Annotated in this window: 16 protein-coding genes; 11 read left to right on the top strand and 5 right to left on the bottom strand. The window is 69.6% G+C overall.

From position 1 onward, the window contains the following. Window positions 1-112 precede the first annotated feature (112 nt). From AOP72_RS11745 to AOP72_RS11700, 10 genes are all read left to right on the top strand, one after another. A complete protein-coding gene (locus AOP72_RS11745; protein ID WP_062137335.1) occupies window positions 113-601 on the top strand; it encodes a beta-class carbonic anhydrase in 489 nt (162 codons plus the stop codon). 381 nt (window positions 602-982) lie between these two features. Continuing rightward, window positions 983-1,573, top strand: a complete 591-nt coding sequence (locus AOP72_RS11740) for a PadR family transcriptional regulator (RefSeq protein ID WP_062137332.1) — start codon at window positions 983-985, stop codon at window positions 1,571-1,573. Between the two features lie 53 nt (window positions 1,574-1,626). Then, window positions 1,627-2,328, top strand: coding sequence for an ABC transporter ATP-binding protein (locus AOP72_RS11735; RefSeq protein WP_062138025.1), 702 nt, complete (start codon window positions 1,627-1,629; stop codon window positions 2,326-2,328). Window positions 2,329-2,414: 86 nt separating this feature from the next. Continuing rightward, window positions 2,415-5,156 carry an FtsX-like permease family protein gene (locus AOP72_RS11730; protein WP_062137329.1) on the top strand — a complete coding sequence of 914 codons (2,742 nt, stop codon included), beginning with the start codon at window positions 2,415-2,417 and terminating at the stop codon, window positions 5,154-5,156. Window positions 5,157-5,322: 166 nt separating this feature from the next. After that, window positions 5,323-5,571 carry a YkvA family protein gene (locus AOP72_RS11725; RefSeq protein ID WP_062137326.1) on the top strand — a complete coding sequence of 83 codons (249 nt, stop codon included), beginning with the start codon at window positions 5,323-5,325 and terminating at the stop codon, window positions 5,569-5,571. A gap of 52 nt (window positions 5,572-5,623) precedes the next feature. Next, window positions 5,624-6,361 (top strand): flavodoxin family protein, encoded by a 738-nt coding sequence (locus AOP72_RS11720; protein ID WP_062137321.1) that lies wholly within the window; start codon window positions 5,624-5,626, stop codon window positions 6,359-6,361. 54 nt (window positions 6,362-6,415) lie between these two features. Then, on the top strand, window positions 6,416-6,916 hold the full coding sequence (locus AOP72_RS11715; protein ID WP_062137318.1) for a GyrI-like domain-containing protein: 501 nt from the start codon (window positions 6,416-6,418) through the stop codon (window positions 6,914-6,916). Between the two features lie 51 nt (window positions 6,917-6,967). After that, on the top strand, window positions 6,968-7,762 hold the full coding sequence (locus AOP72_RS11710) for a LamB/YcsF family protein (RefSeq protein WP_238581694.1): 795 nt from the start codon (window positions 6,968-6,970) through the stop codon (window positions 7,760-7,762). A 21-nt stretch (window positions 7,763-7,783) separates the two neighbouring features. Next, window positions 7,784-8,491, top strand: a complete 708-nt coding sequence (locus AOP72_RS11705) for a 5-oxoprolinase subunit B family protein (RefSeq protein WP_062137316.1) — start codon at window positions 7,784-7,786, stop codon at window positions 8,489-8,491. Then, window positions 8,488-9,423 carry a 5-oxoprolinase subunit C family protein gene (locus AOP72_RS11700; protein WP_062137313.1) on the top strand — a complete coding sequence of 312 codons (936 nt, stop codon included), beginning with the start codon at window positions 8,488-8,490 and terminating at the stop codon, window positions 9,421-9,423. The genes AOP72_RS11705 and AOP72_RS11700 overlap by 4 nt, the downstream gene beginning before the upstream one ends. 12 nt (window positions 9,424-9,435) lie before the next feature. Here the strand turns inward: AOP72_RS11700 and AOP72_RS11695 are convergent, their stop codons facing one another. The 5 genes from AOP72_RS11695 to AOP72_RS11675 form a co-directional block, all read right to left on the bottom strand. Next, window positions 9,436-11,196, bottom strand: a complete 1,761-nt coding sequence (locus tag AOP72_RS11695) for a BCCT family transporter (RefSeq protein ID WP_062137310.1) — start codon at window positions 11,194-11,196, stop codon at window positions 9,436-9,438. 97 nt (window positions 11,197-11,293) lie between these two features. After that, window positions 11,294-11,911 carry a Pr6Pr family membrane protein gene (locus tag AOP72_RS11690; protein ID WP_062137307.1) on the bottom strand — a complete coding sequence of 206 codons (618 nt, stop codon included), beginning with the start codon at window positions 11,909-11,911 and terminating at the stop codon, window positions 11,294-11,296. Window positions 11,912-11,920: 9 nt separating this feature from the next. Further along, the gene (locus AOP72_RS11685; RefSeq protein ID WP_084631930.1) at window positions 11,921-13,255 is read right to left on the bottom strand and encodes an APC family permease; all 1,335 of its coding nucleotides are present in this window, start codon (window positions 13,253-13,255) and stop codon (window positions 11,921-11,923) included. Between the two features lie 91 nt (window positions 13,256-13,346). Beyond that, entirely contained in the window at window positions 13,347-14,540 is a 1,194-nt protein-coding gene (locus AOP72_RS11680; RefSeq protein ID WP_062137301.1) for a low temperature requirement protein A, read from the bottom strand. Between the two features lie 48 nt (window positions 14,541-14,588). Next, a complete protein-coding gene (locus AOP72_RS11675; RefSeq protein ID WP_062137298.1) occupies window positions 14,589-17,024 on the bottom strand; it encodes a glycoside hydrolase family 3 C-terminal domain-containing protein in 2,436 nt (811 codons plus the stop codon). Window positions 17,025-17,135: 111 nt separating this feature from the next. On the opposite strand from AOP72_RS11675, the gene AOP72_RS11670 reads away from it, so the two are divergent. Continuing rightward, entirely contained in the window at window positions 17,136-17,687 is a 552-nt protein-coding gene (locus tag AOP72_RS11670) for a TetR/AcrR family transcriptional regulator (RefSeq protein ID WP_062137295.1), read from the top strand. Window positions 17,688-17,775: the final 88 nt, after the last annotated feature.

Below are 17,775 nucleotides of genomic sequence, written 5' to 3'. Positions count from 1 at the left end.
AGTACGGCCTCGGTGACTCCAGGGTACGCGTCGCCAGCACTCGTGCACCGGCCTTGCGTCCCGGATCGGGCAGAATATCCGGTGAACGTCCACCCCGGGACCAGGAGAGCACATGAGCATCGCCGACGAGCTGATCGAGAACAACGCGCGCTACGCGGAGGCCTACCTTCCCGACCGCCCCCTGCCCCCACGCCGCAAGCTCGCCGTGGTGGCGTGCATGGACTCCCGCCTCGACACCTTCGCGATGCTCGGACTCGAGGTGGGTGACGCGCACGTGATGCGAAACGCCGGCGGCGTCATCACGGACGACATGATCCGCTCGCTCGTGATCTCGCAGCGCAAGCTCGGCACGCGCGAGATCATCCTCATTCACCACACGGACTGCGGTGCGCTCACGTTCACCGACGACGAGCTGCGCAACGAGCTCCTCGACGAGACGGGCCTCAAGCCCACCTGGTCGCCCGAGTCCTTCAAGGACCTCGACGCGGACCTGCGCCAGTCGATCGCGCGCCTGCGCAACAACCCGTTCCTGGTCGACGTCACGCAGGTGCGAGGCTTCGTGTTCGACGTGCACTCGGGGCTGCTGCGCGAGGTCGTCTAGCCCGCAGCCGGTCGGCGCGCACTGCGTCGTCCTCCTGACCCCTTCTGGGGCCCGACCGTGCGCTGCGTTGTGCTTCTGGCCATGGTGTCTCCGTGACCTCTAGGACAACGCAGCGCGCACCCCGCTCCCTTCCGTGGCCACCAGCACTATCTGGGGGGGGGGGCGAGGCCCGTGCGCGCACGCCAGCCCGCGCATCGGCCGGTACGCCGCGAACAGACGGGCCGGATGACCTGAGCGCCGCTGCGGTGTTCCCCACCTGCGGGCCCGCTGATGTCTCCGTTGATCCGTTCGCTGTGCACGCGACACACCGCTGAACGCTGCTTGACGCGAAGCGGCGCACCCACCATACTCCGTATACATACCGAGTATGGAGATGACTTCATGAGCGTCAAACAGGCCCTTCTCGCCCTCCTCGCGGATGGCGACCGCTACGGCTACCAGTTGCGGGCCGCGTTCGAGGAGGCGACCGGCGGCGTGTGGCCGCTGAACATCGGCCAGGTCTACACCACCCTCGACCGGCTCGAGCGCGACGGCCTCGTGAGCCGCTCGGAGGCCGACGACGCCCGTCAGGTGCACTACGGGCTCACTGACGCGGGGCACCAAGAAGCCGCCACGTGGTGGACGACACCGGTCGAACTCGGATCGCCCAGCAGGGACGATGCGGCACTCAAGATCGCCCTCGCAGTATCCATGCCGGAGGTCGACACCGCCCGGGTGATTCAGGTCCAGCGAGCGGCCGTGCTGTCCCGGATGCAGGATCTCACTCGTGCGCGCCATGCGAGCGGCGACCGCGACAGCGCTTGGGCGTTGGTCGCGGACGCGATGATCTTCCGCGCCGAGGCGGAGGTGCGCTGGCTCGACCACACGGCAGCGAGGCTCGCGAACGGCGATATCGAGCCTGGGGCCGATGCACGTGCCGCGACGACCTTCAGTCTGGCCGATGGACACGTCGCTGCGGAGTCGAGGAAGTGAGCGCGCAGACAGTGGGGGACGGATCTGGAGCAGACCCAGAGATCGTGCTGAGCATGCGCGACGTCTCCAAGGCATACGGCGACGGTGACGGTCGGGTGCACGCGCTGCGGCGCGTGAGCCTCGACGTCGCGGCGGGCGAAATGGTCGCGGTGATGGGTACGTCTGGCTCGGGCAAGTCGACGCTGCTCTCGATCGCGGGCGCCATGGTGACGCCGGATGCGGGCGAGGTCACGGTTGCCGGGGTCCCCATCGAAGGCGCGAGCGCCCGTGGCCGTGCTCGCGTGAGACGTGAGCTCGTGGGATTCGTGTTCCAAGACTTCAACCTCATTCCGGCGCTGACGGTGATTGAAAACGTCGCCCTCCCGCTCGACCTCGATGGCGCGTCGCGGGCGACCGCGCGCTCCGAGGCGCGGCGTGCGCTCGCCGCGGTGGGGATGCGAGAGCGCGGAAAGGACTTCCCCGACGACCTGTCTGGCGGGCAACGCCAGCGCGTGGCCATCGCTCGGGCGATGGTGGGCCAGCGCCGCCTGGTGCTCGCGGATGAGCCCACGGGTGCACTGGACTCCGTCACGGGCGACCGGGTGCTCAGTGTGCTGCGCAGCATGGCGGACCAGGGATCCGCCGTGGTGCTCGTCACCCACGACGCGCGCCACGCGGCGTGGGCCGACCGCATCGTCCACCTTGCGGACGGCACCATCCTGGAGGAGGCGCGTGCCGCTCGCCCCGAACAGTTGCTCACCGGCGAGCCCCGATGAGGCCACTCGCCCCCGCGCGGCGGGCCGCAACTGCTGCGCGCATCGCGTGGCGCGACCTGCGGAGGGATCCCCGTCAGGGTGTTCTGGTGGCACTGTTGGTTGCGCTGCCCGCGGTGGTGCTGATGGGCGTCAGCGTTGTCAGCGCTGGCCAGGAGCCCACGGACGCTCAGCGCATCACGCAGCAGCTCGGGTCCAACGAAGCCTGGGTGCAAGTGGTGGGTCCGGCCGGCGCGCGTGTGACGCAGCACACCGATGATCCGTACATGATGCAGGTCAACGATCCTGGACAGGGCGCGCAGGAAGCGCCCGGCAACGTGCTGGCAGTAGAGGGGGCCGCCCAGGATCGCGAGGTGAGCGGGCTGCTGCCTGAACAGACGCGAACGCTGACGTTGTCCCAGGCAGACGTGTACCTCACCTTTGATGCGGCCGACGCGGCGGGTGCCTTCGACGCCGTGGTGGGCCCGGCGTGGGACCCGGCCTTCGTGGGGATGTACGACGTGGTGCGCGGGTCTGCTCCGGATGATGACCAGGTCATGGTGTCGACCGAGCTCGCGTCGCGCTGGGGGCTCGACGTGGGAGACGTGTTGAGCGTGGGTCGCGGCGGCGGCGAGCGAACAGTCTCGGGTGTGGTCTCGGCGCCTCTGCGCGCTGAAGAGGGAGTTGTCTTCGGTAGTCTCGCCGCTCTCGAGCCCGGGCTCCAGGACGGCGCGTCGGCGACGGGTCAGACCACCTATCTACCGGATCTGGCGCTCGACTGGAACGCGGTCCGTGACCTCAACAACGACGGCGTCGCCGTGTACTCGCGCTCTGTTGCCGAGGACCCCCCACAGGAGTACCTGGACGCCTCGCGCGCGCTGTGGCCAGCGGCGGAAGGCGAGGGTGGCGCCGCGATTGTGGGGGCGGGATTGGGGCTGCTCGAGGTGGTGTTGCTCGCCGGCGCGGCCTTCGCCGTATCGATGCGCCGTCGCCAAGAGCGCCTCGCCCTGCTCGCGGCGACGGGGGCCGGGCGAGGAGCGCTCGTGGGGGTGGGGATCTGGAACGGCGCGCTGCTGGGCTTCGCAGGCGGGCTGGTCGGCGTGCCCGTGGGCCTGGCGGTCGGAGCGGGGTGGCTCTGGGTGCTGGACACATGGGGCGACGTGAACACGCAGGTCTGGGGCCTCCAGGTGGTGTGGTGGCACGTGGTCGCCATCGTTGCCTTCACGACCGCGGCCGGCGCCTTGGCTGCACTGGTCCCGGCCATCGCATCGGCCCGTCGCGACGTGATGGCCGCCCTGCGCGGGTCTCGCAAGCCGTCGCGGCCGCGCCGCTGGCCAGCGGCAGTCGGGGGGATGCTGGTCGCGGGAGCCGCAGCGACCTTGGCCTATGCGGCTCACCTGCGCGAGGTCGCGTGGGAGTCCGCCGAGTCCGAGGCGTATTCGGCGGACTCACTCGCTGAGCAAGTGACGCTCGTTGGTGTGGTGCTGCTGTTCGCCGGGCTGATCGCCCTCACACCGGTGGCTCTGCGGCTCGCTGCCAGGGTTCTCGGCAGCGTGAGCCTGGGCGCCCGTCTCGCCTCACGCGACGCCGCGCGTCACACGGGACGCACCGTTCCGGTGGTCGCAGCGATCAGTGTGACGGTGCTGATCGCAGGCAACGTGGCGTTGAACGAGGTGCGCATGGTCGAGGTGTACGAATCCGACGAGTACGGGCAAGCGCAGTTCGGCGATGCCTACGTGCCGCTCTACACCTGGCAGTACGTCGACGGCCTCGACACGCCACTGGTGGGTGACGCGGGCGCTCTGACCGCCCGCGCCCGGGAGCCGTTCCCAGGGATCGAGGCGATCGCGATCGATCGTGTGCAGGACACCTATGCGGATGCCGAGACTGTGCGCGTCTCCATCGCTCGGCGTCCCGACGCGAGCCTCTGCCCGGCGTGGGACCCGGACACCGAGATGTACGAGATGGGGTCCATGACCAAGCGGGAGATGGCCGCGGATCCGCGCTGTGCGGAGCAGTTCGGCTCGGAAGTGTACGGACTCGCAGTCGGCGGTCCAGCGGAGCTCGAGTACATCCTGGGAAGGCCAGCGAACCAGGCAGAGCGCGAGATGCTCGCCTCCGGTGGGGCGGTTGTCGTCGACCCGTTGCTGGTGGGACCTGACGCGGCAGCCGGCTCCGAGGGTTCCGTGCACCTGGAGTCATGGGACGCCGGGGGAGGGGCGTACCTGGGCGAGGGAGAGCCCAGCGAGGCGGTTGACGTACCCGCGATCGTCGCCGAGCCCGAGACGTGGGTGTCGACCTATCCGGTGATTCTGTCGCTCGAGGCCGCACAGTCGGTAGACGCGGAGGTCGTCCCCGGCACGCTGTTCCTGCAACGGGAGGAAGGGTTCACGGAACTCGAGGAGGATCAGCTCGAGGCGGCCCTGATGCGTGAGGGTGAGTTTCACGCGTACGTCGCGCGCCCGATCGACTGGAGCCTGGGGGTCATCACGTTCGGCTCGCTGATGGCGACGCTCCTCGTCGCCGGTGCGGCAGCCGGGCTTGCGCTGGGCCTGGCTCGTGCGGACGCGCGGCGGGACGACGTCACGCTCTCATCGCTCGGAGCGTCGCCGCGCCTGGCGCGCTCCGTCGCGGCGTGGCAGGGAGGGATTCTGGTGGGCTTCGCGGTGGGGGCAGGTCTCGCCTGCGCAGCTGTCCTCGACGTAGTCCGGGCGATGGGGAGCGCATCGCCAGGGGTCTTCGCTTGGGATGTGCTCGCTATTGGATTGGTCATGCCCCCTCTCATTGTGGCGGGTTTCGCCTGGCTGATGACCCGCGCGCCCAAAGCTGTCCACTACCGCCTCGCCGCCTAGTGCGAACGGGGCCTGTGCATCGGCCGGTGTGCACGAGACTCGGATCGAACGAGCGTGCCCTCCTTCACACCCGTCCGCGGGAGGTGTGCTGACTCTTTTCATCCGAGTCCTGTGTACGTGGCATCGCGGGGTTACCGTAGAGACAGACCCCTCAGGAGGCGCGCTCATGTGGTGGAAGTTCCTCAATGCTGTTCGCCGCGGCGAGCACAAGCTCTCGCCGGTGACGTGGCTCACTGCGATCGCCGCGGTGATCTACACGCTGGTGCCCGTCGACCTCATCCCGGAACTGTTCTTCGGCCCCGTAGGCCTCGTGGACGATCTCGGGTTCTGGGGCGTCGTCGTGATGCTTGCGACCCGCGAGAAGAACGCGTGGGAGGTCCAGCAGCGCCGCGGGGCCAGGGTTGTCGACGTCTGACACGGAATAGAAGCCGGCCGATGCGCGTGTCACCTTGCAGGAGGTGTCACCCATGCCAGACACGACAACGCACGACTTCACCGGCCTCAAGGCCGTCTTCGTCAACACCACCCTGAAGCCGAGCCCCGCGCTCAGCCACACCCAGGGCCTGATGGAGGACGCGATCGCCATCATGGAGAAGCAGGGCGTGGAGGTGGATCAGATTCGCCTGGTCGACTTCGACGTCGCCCCCGGGGTGAACCCCGACATGCGCGAGGACGTCCCGGGCGGCAATCAGGACGCAGACGACTGGCCTGAGCTCTCCGAGCGCATCCTCGCCGCCGACATCCTGGTGATCGGCACGCCGATCTGGCTGGGCGAGAAGTCCTCGGTCGCGACCCGCCTGATCGAGCGGCTCTACGGGCTCTCGGGTGAGACCAACGACCGCGGTCAGTCTCTGTTCTACGGTCGTACGGGCGGTGTGATCGTCACCGGCAACGAGGATGGCGCCAAGCACATCTCGATGAACCTCATCTACTCGCTGCAGCACCTCGGCTACGCGATCCCGCCGAACGCGGACGCCGCGTGGCTGGGCGCCATCGGGCCCGGCCCGTCCTACTTGGACGAGGGCAGCGGCGGGCCGGAGACGGAGTTCACGCAGAAGAACACCACCTTCATGGCGTGGAACCTCATGCACATGGCGGCGTGGCTCAAGGCGGGCGGGGGCTTCCCTGAAGGTGGCAACTCGGTGGAGGCCTGGAGTTCCGGCGAGCACTTTGGCCACCCGAACCCGGAGTACCGCTCGAGCTAGTTATCTGACACAGGACCCCTGGTCTCGGCCATGGTGCGGGTCTAGCCTGGCGTCATGGCTGAGTTCAGGGTCGAGTGGCGCGAGGCCGTCGACTACATCGCGCTGCCGGTGCACACCACCATGGCGGATCTGCCCGCGCGTGTGGGCCCGGCGATCACCGAGCTCGAGGCATACCTCGATCAACGCGGCGCTGAGGCGATTGGCGCCGGGATGTTCCGCTACCGCTCGGTGTCGACGGAGGACCCCTTCACCGTGGAGGTGGGCCAGGCGGTGTCCAACGTCCCGCGGGTGCGCGACCGCTACGTGGTGGGCCGGCTCGAGGCCGGCCGGTACGCCGTGGCGACGCAGCGCGGCCCGTACGCCTGGATCGGCGGACTGACGCACGAGCTCATGGAATGGGGCGATGCCCAGGGCCTCGACTTCGCGGTGACGCTCGGAGACGGCTCTCGTCCCGACGTGTGGGAGTGCTGGTACGAGGACTACGCCGATGACACGGTGGAGGGCCCCGTCGGGCTCGAAGGCAGTGTCGACGTCTGCCTGCTGCTCCGGCACTAGGCGGCGATGGCGGGCATGGTGTGAGCGCTCGACCCGCGATACGTTGAGAGCGTGAGCGACGGAACTGTGATCGACCTGAACGCGGACCTGGGCGAAGGGTTCGGGCGCTGGTCTCTGACGGACGATGACGCGTTGCTCGAGTCCGTGACCAGTGCGAATGTCGCATGCGGCTTCCACGGCGGCGATCCGGTGACGATGCGGCGGGTGTGCACGCGTGCCGCGCAGCGGGGCGTCGCGATCGGTGCCCAGGTCTCGTACCAGGATCTCGCCGGCTTCGGCCGCCGAGCGATGGACGTGCCGCCTGACGAACTGTCTGCCGAGGTCGCGTACCAGATCGGCGCACTCGAGGTCTTCGCCTCGGCGGCCGGGCCCGGCGTGACCTACGTGAAGCCCCACGGTGCTCTCTACCACCGTGTGTCGCACGATTCGCGGCAGGCCGCGGCCGTCGTCGACGGAGTGCTGATCGCGTGCGAGGCCACGGGCCGTGACCTCGCCGTGCTGGGCCTGCCCGGCTCCCCACTGCTCGATGCGGCCGAGGCGGCCGGATTGACCACGGTCACCGAGGCTTTCGCCGACAGGGCCTACACGCCGAACGGAACGCTCGTGCCGCGCGCCGAGCACCGGGCCGTAGTCAAGGACCCCAGGCAGGTCGTGGAGCGCGCGCTCGCGATCGCCGGCGGTACGCCCATCTCCGCACACGACGGCTCGTCGCTGACCGTCGTCGCCAGGTCTCTGTGCGTCCACGGAGACACCCCGGGAGCCGCGGCGCTCGCGGCCGACGTGCGCCGAGCGCTGATCGACGCCGGCGTCGAGCTGCGGGCCTTCGCCGGAACCACCGAGCACTAGTGCAGCGACGGTGCTCGATCGATGGCTGAGGCAGTGCGGGCCGGCGATGTGGTCTCCGCGGTGCGGCGCGTCGGCGCCGATGCGCTGCTGGTCGAGTTCAGCGACTCCGCCTGGGTGACGGCCCTCGACGCGGAGGTGCGGGCGCGGTGGGGCGGGCCGTCCGAGCGCACGACGGCGGTGCACGTGGGGGAGGTGGTGCCCGCGGCGCGCACCCTGCTGCTCGACCGCATCGGGCTCGAAGGCGTTCACTCGGTGCTGGCCGTCGATGACGTGCAGCGCCTCATCCACGAGCTGTCCTCGTGGACGCTGTCGCTGCCCCAGGACCGCGCCGCAGCGATGGTCGAGGTTCCGGTCGCGTTCGACGGTCCCGACCTCGACGCCGTCGCGACACTGTGGGACATGACCGTGCCGGAAGTGGTCGCCACCGTCGTGGAAGCAGAGTTTCAGGTGGCGTTCTGCGGCTTCTCGCCCGGCTTCGCCTATCTGTCGGGCCTGCCCGAGGGGCGCGCCGTGCCGCGCCGGACCACTCCGCGCACCCGGGTCCCCGCCAATGCGTTCGGGCTCGCAGGAGAGTATGCGGGACTGTATCCGCGGAGTTCGCCGGGAGGATGGCAGCTGCTGGGCACGGCCGTCGGCGTCGTGCTCTGGGACGACAGCCGAGAGCCTCCCGCCTTGCTGACGCCCGGCACGCGGGTGCGGGTGGTCGAGGACGAAGGAGTGTCGCCGTGAGCCCGGCCCTGGAGGTGTTGGACGCCGGCGCTCTCACCACCGTTCAGGATCAGGGCAGGCCGGGGTTCGCGCATCTGGGGGTGCCGCGTGCCGGGGCTCTCGACGCACCTGCCGCTGCACTCGCGAACCGGCTCGTGGGCAACCCTGCCGGTGCCGCAGTGCTGGAGACGACGGCGACGGGCTGCACACTGCGCGCCACCGGGCCCGTGCTGGTGGCCGTCACTGGCGCCCCATGTTCGGTCTTCATCGGCCCGGTGCTCGGCGGGATGGCGCCGGCGCCGTTCGCATCCCCGGTTCGGCTCGCCACAGGGCAGACGCTCGAGCTCGGTTCACCCGCGCGAGGCGTCCGGAGCTATGTCGCCGTGAGGGGCGGAATCGCGATCGAGCCGGTGCTCGGCAGTCGCTCCACGGACACACTCTCGGCGCTGGGCCCGTCACCGCTTGCGGTGGGGGAGCAGGTGCCGGTCGGCGCCAGTGCGCCCGTGGTGGATCAGGAGTTCGCAGCGCTGCGTGACGAGGCGCGGCGCGCACGCGCGGTGTCTGGTCGGGGAACCGGCCACGACGACGCCCCACCCGTACGGGACTCCCTGATCCTGTCCATCAGGCTCGGGCCGCGCGACGACTGGTTCACCGCGGGTGCACGCGCGGCACTGCCGTCATCGCCGTACACGGTGTCGGTGGACTCGAACCGGGTCGGGCTGCGTCTCGCCGGGACGCCGCTCGACCGCGCGATCGAGGGCGAGATCCCGAGCGAGGGCATGGTGCTGGGCGCTGTCCAGGTCCCGCCGTCGGGTGAGCCGGTGGTGTTCCTGGCGGATCACCCGACCACCGGCGGCTACCCGGTGGTCGGCGTGGTCGACGCCTCGGGACTCGCCGCCGCCGCTCAGGCGAGGCCCGGCGACACGGTGAGGTTCGCGCTCATCACGGACTGATCCCGTGCCGTGTCAACGCTCCTCGCCGTCCTCGGGCAGGGGCCGCACGATGTGGTCCGTCTGATGACGCTCGTAGTCCGGGTCCGTCGCACCGGTCTCGCCGCCCCCACGCGGCTTGCGGCGCCCGCGCCAATGAGGCCGATGCGGCGCGTGAGGCAGGTGGGTGCGGGAGCCCTCCGGGTCCACCTCGTCGGTGGCCGCAGCGAGCCCGTACGACTCCCCGACCCTCTCCGTGATGTGCTCTGCGAACTCCGCTCGGTTGGCGCTCAGGTAGTTCCGATGCTCTCGCCTGAAGGCCTTGAGCGTCGCGGCGCACATGGCGACCATGACGAAGGAGAACGGCAGCGCCGTGATGATCGCGGCTGTCTGCAGCGCGTTGAGGCCGCCTGCGACCAGGAGAGCGATCGCGACGATCGCCGTGGTGGTGGCCCAGAACACGCGCAGCCAGCGCTTGGGGCTGTCGTTGCCGCCGGAGGTGAGCATCGACAGCACCAGCGAGCCGGAGTCGGAACTGGTGATGAAGAACACGGCGATCAGGATGATCGCGCCGAATGCAGCCACGCCGCCGCCGGGAAGCCCTTCCAGGAGCTGGAACAGCGAGCCGGTGGAATCGATGGTGCCGTCCGCGGCGATGAACCGTCCGTCTCCGTACAGCTGGTCGTACAGCGCGGAGCCTCCCAGCACGGAGAACCACAGGAAGGTCACGAACGCGGGCACGAGCAGGACGCCCCACACGAACTCGCGCACCGTGCGACCCTTCGAGACGCGCGCGATGAACACCCCGACGAACGGTGCCCACGAGATCCACCAGCCCCAGTAGAACGTGGTCCAGTCCGCCTGCCACGTGGCGCCGGCGTCGCCCTGGAAGGCGGACACGTTGAAGCTCAGGCCGATGAAGGACTGGATGTACGCGCCGATGGATTGGACGAACTCCCTCAGGAGAAAGACCGTGGGCCCAGTCGACAGCACGTAGAGCAGCAGCGCCCCGGCCAGGGCGAGGTTGATGTTCGACAGCCACTTCATGCCGCGCTCGAGCCCGGTGACCAGCGAGAAGATGGTGATGATGGTGATCACGATGATCAGCACGATCTGGGTGGCGGTGCTCGGCTCGGCGATACCCGTGGTGCCCAGTCCGGAGGAGATCTGCTGGACGCCCAGGCCCAACGAGGTCGCGACGCCGAACAGCGTGCCCACCACGGCGGTGACGTCGATCACGTTGCCCCATGCGCCGTGGATGCGCTTGCCCAGCAGCGGCTCGAGCGCGTAGCGAATCGAGACGGGGCGTCCCTTGCGGTGCACGGCGTACGCGATCGCGATGCCCACCACGATGTAGATCGACCACGCGTGGACGCCCCAGTGCAGGAACGTCTGGGACATCGCGGACTGAGCGATGGACTCGGGCGCACCAGTGACGCCGGGTCGCGGCGACGCGAAGTGTGAGAGCGGCTCCGAGACGCCAAAGAACACGAGGCCGATTCCCATGCCAGCGGCGAACAGCAGCGCGAACCACGAGAACATCGAGAACTGTGGCTTGTCGCCGTCCCTTCCGAGGACGATGCCGCCGTACTTGCTGAAGCCGATGAAGAGAGCGAACGCGACGAAGAACGCGGCGATGAGCACGTAGTACCAGCCGAACGCGCCGATGATCTCGCTCTGGATGGTGTCGAATGCGCTCTCTGCCGCGCCGGGAGCGACGATGGCGAAGAGGGCGAAGCCGAGAATGATGATCGCGGAGGGCCAGAAGACCCAGGTGGCGAGGGTCTTCGCGGTCATGGGGCGATGGTCGACAGTGGGGGGTGTGCTCATCGTGGTCGCGCCGGGGGCTCGACGGCGCGCTCTCCCTTCCACGTCCACCGTAGCGCCCCTCCTGCTAGACCGACGATCCGGTCGGAGTGATCACTCGCCACCGCGTCACGTGGAAGAGGGCGGAACCTGCGATCACTCCTGCGGCGACGATCCCCACCAGCACCACCACGACCGGACCGTAGCCGTCCTGCGGGTCGAGGAACGGGTACGGCACCCACCCGTCCGTCGCGCCACGCACCATCACGACGCTCAACCACACCAGGGGGTACAGCGCGGGAGCCCATGCCCACCGGAGTGAGATGGGATCGCGAGGCCCCTCAAGCAGCCAGTCGACCAGCAGCACCACGCCGCTCACCGCGTGAATGATCGCGTTGGCCCACGGGTTTGCGACATCGTCGATGGTGGGCCACAGCAGGATCCAGTAGACGATCACCACGATCAGCAGATACACGACGGCCGATGCGCGGGCCAGCTCGAGCCACAGCGGCCGGGCGCGTGCGGTGGAGCGCAGGGCCGCGATCAGCACGGTGGCCGCGATGAGGTTGGTCTGATTGGTGAAGTAGCCGAAGTAGTCGACGAACACGAAGTCGCCGCTGCGGATCTCGGTGGTCAGGTTCGCGGCGATGGCCGCCAGGATCGCGACCGGCGTCAGCGCTCGCCATATGCGCACGGCCGTTGTCATGCGGAGATGCTATCCGCGCCCGGACTCGTCGGACGACGAGGTCTCGTGGTCCTCGTCCGGATGAGTCCGCAGGTACCAGGCCTCGAGCGCGTAGATGAGGCCCACTCCCGCGAAGGCGCCCACGATCACCCACGGCGCCTCCTGCCCGCGCACCACGGCGAAGGCGGCCAGCACCACGGCATCGGCGATGAGTGCGCTGACGACCACCCAGGCCTTCGCGTCCACGTCGTGGCGCAGGCGGCGCAGCACGCCCCAGTGGATCACCATGTCCATCACGAGATAGAAGACGATGCCCACGGCGGCGATCTGCCCCATGTCGAGAGCGACGGCGAGCACCGCCGCGACCACGCCCAGGTAGACCAGCATGTGGTGGCGCACGTCGCCGGGCATCCCGAAGTGACGGTGGGGGATCATGCGCATGTCGGTGACCATGGTCAGCATCCGCGACACCGCGAACATCGAGGAGATGATTCCGGTGACGCACGCGACCACGGCGACCACCACGGTGGCCCACACCCCCCACTGGCCCAGCGCGGGGCGCGCGGCCTCGGCCAGCGAGTAGTCCTGCGCCTCGACGATCTGGTCCACGCTGAGTGAGGATCCCGCGCCGATCGCCACCAGCACATAGACCACGGCGCACAGCACCAGCGAGATGATGATCGCGCGGCCCACGTTGCGCGAGGGGTTCTTGAGCTCACCCCCCGAGTTGGTGATGGTCGTGAAGCCCTTGTAGGCGAGCACCCCGAGTCCCGTGGCGGCGACGAACCCGCCGAGCGAGGTCCCCGCCGAGAGCCCTTCCGAGCCAGCCTCGTAGGACCAGCCGGATGCGGCCAGGGCGGCGATCGCGAGCACGCCGATTCCCGCGATCTTCACGACCGCGCCAATCGTCTGCATCCAGCCGATCGTCTCGTTGCGTGCGAGGTTCACGGCCACGGCGCCGGCGATCACTGCGACGGCCAGCACGGGGATGATCCAGCCGGCCCTGTCCCCGAACGGAACAGTGAGGTACGTGCCGAACGTGCGCGCCACCAGGGCCTGATTGAGCACCATCGACAGTGCCATCAGCATCGCTGACCCCGCAGCCACGGCGGAGCGGCCGTACGCCTGCGTGAGGATCATCGCGATCCCGCCGGCGGACGGGTTCGCGCGCGTCATCTTGACGTAGGTGTAGGCACCCAGTCCTGCGACGCCGGCGGCGGTGAGGAAGGCGAGCGGGAACAGCGGTCCCGCGAGCGCCGCGACCTGGCCGGTGAGGGCGAAGATGCCGGCGCCGACCATGACGCCGGTGCCCATCGCCACCGCGCCGCGCAGGGAGAGGGAGCCCTCCCGATAGTTGTCAGCCATATGCCCACTCATACACGCATCGGCCGCGCGTCATTCCCTGCGCGCGCCAGAGGGACGGCCGATGCGCGGGCCGGCTGCGCGCGAATCCGGGCTAGTTCTCCTCATTGGCGGCGATGGCCACGGACTTCCGGTTGCGCGTGGCGGGGGTGAGCCAGCCCACGGCGGAGAGCACCACGATGGTGACCAGGGTGGCGATCGTCGGGTCGATCCGCGGCATCCATAGCATCGCCAGCGCGAAGAACACCGCCGATGCGACGAGCCACCGTGATGTGCCGCCCGCCAGGCGCATGAGCAGCGCGCACGTGAGCGCGACCAGCGCCGCGCCTCCGGCCATGAGCAGCGCCGAGTCGCCCGAGGGCTGCTCCAATTCGATCGCGGTCACCGCTCCCTTGTTCCCGGCGGAGACCAGCAGGATTCCCATGATCAGCGGCAGGTGAAGGTAGGTGTACGCGTCGCGCGCGAGGTCGTTGCGGTGCTCGGCGTCGGCCTCCTTGAGGGCGTTCTCGAGGGTCGGTCCCACGTCCTTGAAGTAGGGCCACCACAGCGCGATCGCGATGAGCACGCCCAGCAGCGCGATGGCCATCAACTCCGGATTGAGGTCGATGCCCGCGGCGGTGATACCCACCGCCAGCACGGACTCGCCGATCGCGAGGATCACCACCAGGTCGAACCGCTCGGCGAAGTGCTCACCCGAATGCACCTTCCATCCCGGCCCCTTCACCGACAGCACCCACGTCGCGACGATGTCCAGTGCGACCGTGCCGATCCACCAATACAGCCGCTCCTGTGGCTCGGCCAGTGCACCAACCATCAGCAGTCCCGCCGCGGGGATCCACGCGGCAGTGGACAGCAGGATCTGGCGGCGGGTTCGGGCATCGCCTCGCGCGCCCCAGAAGAACACTGCGGCATGGATCACGCGGATCAGCACGTAGAACCCTGCGAACGCCAGCGGTGCGAGGCCGCCACCTTCCGCGTCCCAGAGGTCCGGGATGGTGATGGTGAGGCCGAACACCGCGACCATCGACACGACGAAGCCGGCGAGGGGGAGCCCCTTGTCGGCCCGCATGACGTTGCCGAGCCACGCCCAGGAGATCCACACCCACCACAGGATCGCGAGCACCGTGAGGCCCTCGGCCGTCGCGCGCCACGTGAACTCCTTGGCGATCCAGTCGGTCACCTGGATGAACGCGAAGACGTACACCACATCGAACAGCAGTTCCTTGGGCGTGACGCTGTGGTCTTCGCCATTGATGCGGGCGCGCAGCGACCAGCGGGAGGGGCTCATCTGCCGAGCATAGGCGCGTGGCCCGGCCCCACGGAGCGAGGGCCGGGGCTAGCGCCGCGCCGCGCGCCTGGTCGACAGCGCGGTTGCGTTGAGCAGGCGGATCAGCCGGTCGAGAGACGCGAATGACAGGCGACCCTCCGACATCATCGCGAGCGCCCGCAGCGGCATGTTCACCAGGAACGACGTCATGGTCTCGCGCACTTCGTCCGGCATGTCCGCGTCCGTCGGCAGCGCCTTCGCCATGATCCCGCTCAGTGCACCCGCGAACCTGCGGCCGAGCCAGGTGGTCCTCAGGTCGTCGATCGTGGAGTCGTAGTGGAAGGGGAACAGCGGCCGGGGCTCGGGAACGAGGCGGCCCAGCATCGTTGCGAACTCCTTGTCGGTGGCGATGGCCGATGCGGTGCCTGGGGCGGGCGCCACCGCGTCGCCGGAGGTGAGGCGCAGAGACTTGGTGGCGAGGATCCGCGTGGACGACAGCCCAATGCGCAGTTCGTACTCGCCGGCCTCGACCTTCCAGGCCGCACCGGTGACGTCGTAGACGGCGAACGAGCGCTCGTCGAGCGTGACGACGGCATCGGCAGTCTCGCCCGGCTCGAGATGCACCTTCGCGAAGCCCTTGAGCTCCTGCGCGGGCCGGTGCAGCGTTGACTCACGGTCGTGCACGTACACCTGGACCACCGTCGACCCCGCGCGTTCGCCGGTGTTGGTGACCGGCACGGTGACGGTGCGGGCCGTGCCGCGTCCGGTGACCTTGGGCTCGCCGACCTCGAAGGACGCGTAGCTCAGGCCGTGGCCGAACGGGAATCGCGCCGGCACCCCGAACGTGTCGTGGAACCGATAGCCCACATACAGTCCCTCGCGGTACTGGACCTGCGTGGGCGCATTCGCGAAGTGGTGGTCGGAGGGCAGCTCGCGCACGTGGACCGGGTAGGACTCCGCCAGCCGACCGCCTGGCTCGGCATCGCCGAACAGCACGTCGACGATGGCGCTGCCCGCGGCCTGCCCGCCCAGATGGCCGGTGACGATCGCCTGAGGGGCGTCGGCCCAGGGCATGTGCACGGGGGCTCCGTGAGACAGCGCCACCACCACGCGGTGGTGACGGGCGGTGAGGGCCTGGATGAGGCGCTCATGGGAGGCGGGCAGGTCCAGGTGCGAACGGTCGTAGCCCTCGGACTCGAAGGACGTGGGCAGCCCGACCATCAGCACCACGGCGTCGGCGTCCTCGGCCGCCGCGAGCGCGTGAGCGATCTGGGCATCGGTCGCGTCCCCGGTGGCGGCGTCATAGCCCGGCGCGTACACGACCTCGCCGGCTCCGCCGAGGCGGGCCCGCATGGTCTCAAGCGCGGTGTCCATGCGCGTGGAGTTGACGAGCGAGCTGCCTCCACCCTGGTGACGGGGCGACTCGGCGAACGCCCCGACGAGCGCGATGCGTCCGCGGGGCGCCAGCGGCAGCGTGCCGTCGTTCGTGAGGAGAGTGGTGGCGGCAGCGGCGACGCGGCGCGCGAGCGCGTGGTGATCGTCGTGCATGGTGACCGGGTCGGCGGGCAGGCGCGAGGCGCGCTCGGCCGCCACCTTGAGCGCGAGAGCGACCACGCGGCCGCAGGCGATGTCGAGATCGGCCTCCGCGAGCTCGCCCGCCTCGATCGCGGCCTCGACGCGTGCGTCCCACGCACCGGAGCTGGAGGGCATCTCGAGGTCGAGTCCCGCGTGGATGCCCGCAGCACGGTCGTGAGTGGCGATCCAGTCCGTCATCACGAGACCGTCGAATCCCCACTCGTCGCGCAGCACCTCGGTGAGGAGCATCCGGGACTCACCTGCGTGCTCGCCGTTGATGAGGTTGTAGGCGCACATCACGGTCCACGGCTGGGATTCGCGCACCGCGATCTCGAAGCCGGTGAGGTAGATCTCGCGCAGCGTGCGTTCGTCGATGATGGTGTCCACCCGCATGCGGTCGGACTCCTGGTTGTTCGCGGCGTAGTGCTTGAGGCACGCGCCTACGCCCTCGGACTGGATGCCGCGCACCAGCGCGGCCGCCATGCGTCCGGACAGCAGCGGGTCCTCGGAGAGATACTCGAAGTTCCGTCCTCCCGCGGGGTGGCGCTTGATGTTGAGGCCCGGGCCGAGCAGCACGCCCACCTCTTCGTAGCGAGACTCGCGCCCGAGTGCGGTGCCCACCTCCTCGAGCAGCGGCACGTCCCACGTGGATCCGAGCGCGGACGCCGTGGGGAAGCACGTCGCGGGCACCGAGTCGTGCAGGCCGGCGTGGTCGCCGGCGCCGTTCTGCTTGCGCAGCCCGTGGGGGCCGTCGGTCAGCATGAACGCGGACACGCCCTCCGCCTCTGCGGCCTCGGTGTTCCAGAAGTCAGCGCCGGACACCAGCCGAATCCTCTCGGAGCGCGGCAGGGCCGCGACGATCCCAGCGGCTTGGACGGTGACTCCGGGCGCCTGGGCGGGCGACGCGGCCGATGCGGCGGGGGCGTTCATGGGTGCTCCTTCCGCGGCAGAGCCGCGAGGTCATTGCCCTTATCTAAGGGCGTTAGATAAGGTCCATGGTAGGCCCCGACGGTGGCCGGGACAAGCACGGGAGGAGGGGCCATGGCCGAGAGGCTCGCTCCCGAGGTGCGCCGCGAGCGCATCCTGGACACCGCGCTCGCGATCATCGACGCCGAGGGCCACCGCAGGCTCTCCATGGCGGAGGTGGCGCGTCGTTGCGACATGTCGGCGCCCGGCGTCATGCACTACTTCCCCGATCTGCCCACCCTGCTGGTCGCGTTGGTGCGTCGCCGCGACGAACGCGACAGTGCGGAGTTCGAGGCCTCCCTGCCGCCTGCGGCCGATGCGCGGACGGTCCTCGACGCGATCGTCGCCAACATCGCGGCCCGGCCGCGCGCGGCACAGCTCTTCGCGATGGTCGGCGCCGACGCTCTGGACCCCGCTCACCCCGGCCACGAGTACTTCCGCGACCGCGCGGACCGGCTGGCCGCCCAGCTCGCGAGGTGGCTCGGCGATCAGGACCACGACCGTGCCCGCCGCGTCTTCGCGGCGATGGACGGGCTGCAGGTCCACTTCTTGCGGGACCCCGAGAACTTCGACCTGATGGACCAGTGGGGTGCGACGGCGGACGCACTGCTGGGACCACGGACCTGACCCGCCCACACGGAGCCGCTCCCACCCGCTCGCGCACGACGCACCTGTCCGCGCATCGGCCGGCTGCCGTACCGCGCCAGCGGACCAA

The organism is Demequina aestuarii, assembly GCF_000975095.1.
Lineage (GTDB): Bacteria > Actinomycetota > Actinomycetes > Actinomycetales > Demequinaceae > Demequina > Demequina aestuarii.
Note: the sequence above shows the minus strand (reverse complement) of the source record. Positions and strands in the feature narration are given on the sequence as shown.

Coding starts and splice junctions, on each gene's coding strand:
- AOP72_RS11745 (WP_062137335.1), top strand. CDS start 113: ATGAGCATCGCCGACGAGCTGATCGAGAACAACGCGCGCTACGCGGAG.
- AOP72_RS11740 (WP_062137332.1), top strand. CDS start 983: ATGAGCGTCAAACAGGCCCTTCTCGCCCTCCTCGCGGATGGCGACCGC.
- AOP72_RS11735 (WP_062138025.1), top strand. CDS start 1,627: ATGCGCGACGTCTCCAAGGCATACGGCGACGGTGACGGTCGGGTGCAC.
- AOP72_RS11725 (WP_062137326.1), top strand. CDS start 5,323: ATGTGGTGGAAGTTCCTCAATGCTGTTCGCCGCGGCGAGCACAAGCTC.
- AOP72_RS11720 (WP_062137321.1), top strand. CDS start 5,624: ATGCCAGACACGACAACGCACGACTTCACCGGCCTCAAGGCCGTCTTC.
- AOP72_RS11715 (WP_062137318.1), top strand. CDS start 6,416: ATGGCTGAGTTCAGGGTCGAGTGGCGCGAGGCCGTCGACTACATCGCG.
- AOP72_RS11705 (WP_062137316.1), top strand. CDS start 7,784: ATGGCTGAGGCAGTGCGGGCCGGCGATGTGGTCTCCGCGGTGCGGCGC.
- AOP72_RS11695 (WP_062137310.1), bottom strand. CDS start 11,196: ATGACCGCGAAGACCCTCGCCACCTGGGTCTTCTGGCCCTCCGCGATC.
- AOP72_RS11690 (WP_062137307.1), bottom strand. CDS start 11,911: ATGACAACGGCCGTGCGCATATGGCGAGCGCTGACGCCGGTCGCGATC.
- AOP72_RS11685 (WP_084631930.1), bottom strand. CDS start 13,255: ATGGCTGACAACTATCGGGAGGGCTCCCTCTCCCTGCGCGGCGCGGTG.
- AOP72_RS11680 (WP_062137301.1), bottom strand. CDS start 14,540: ATGAGCCCCTCCCGCTGGTCGCTGCGCGCCCGCATCAATGGCGAAGAC.
- AOP72_RS11675 (WP_062137298.1), bottom strand. CDS start 17,024: ATGAACGCCCCCGCCGCATCGGCCGCGTCGCCCGCCCAGGCGCCCGGA.
- AOP72_RS11670 (WP_062137295.1), top strand. CDS start 17,136: ATGGCCGAGAGGCTCGCTCCCGAGGTGCGCCGCGAGCGCATCCTGGAC.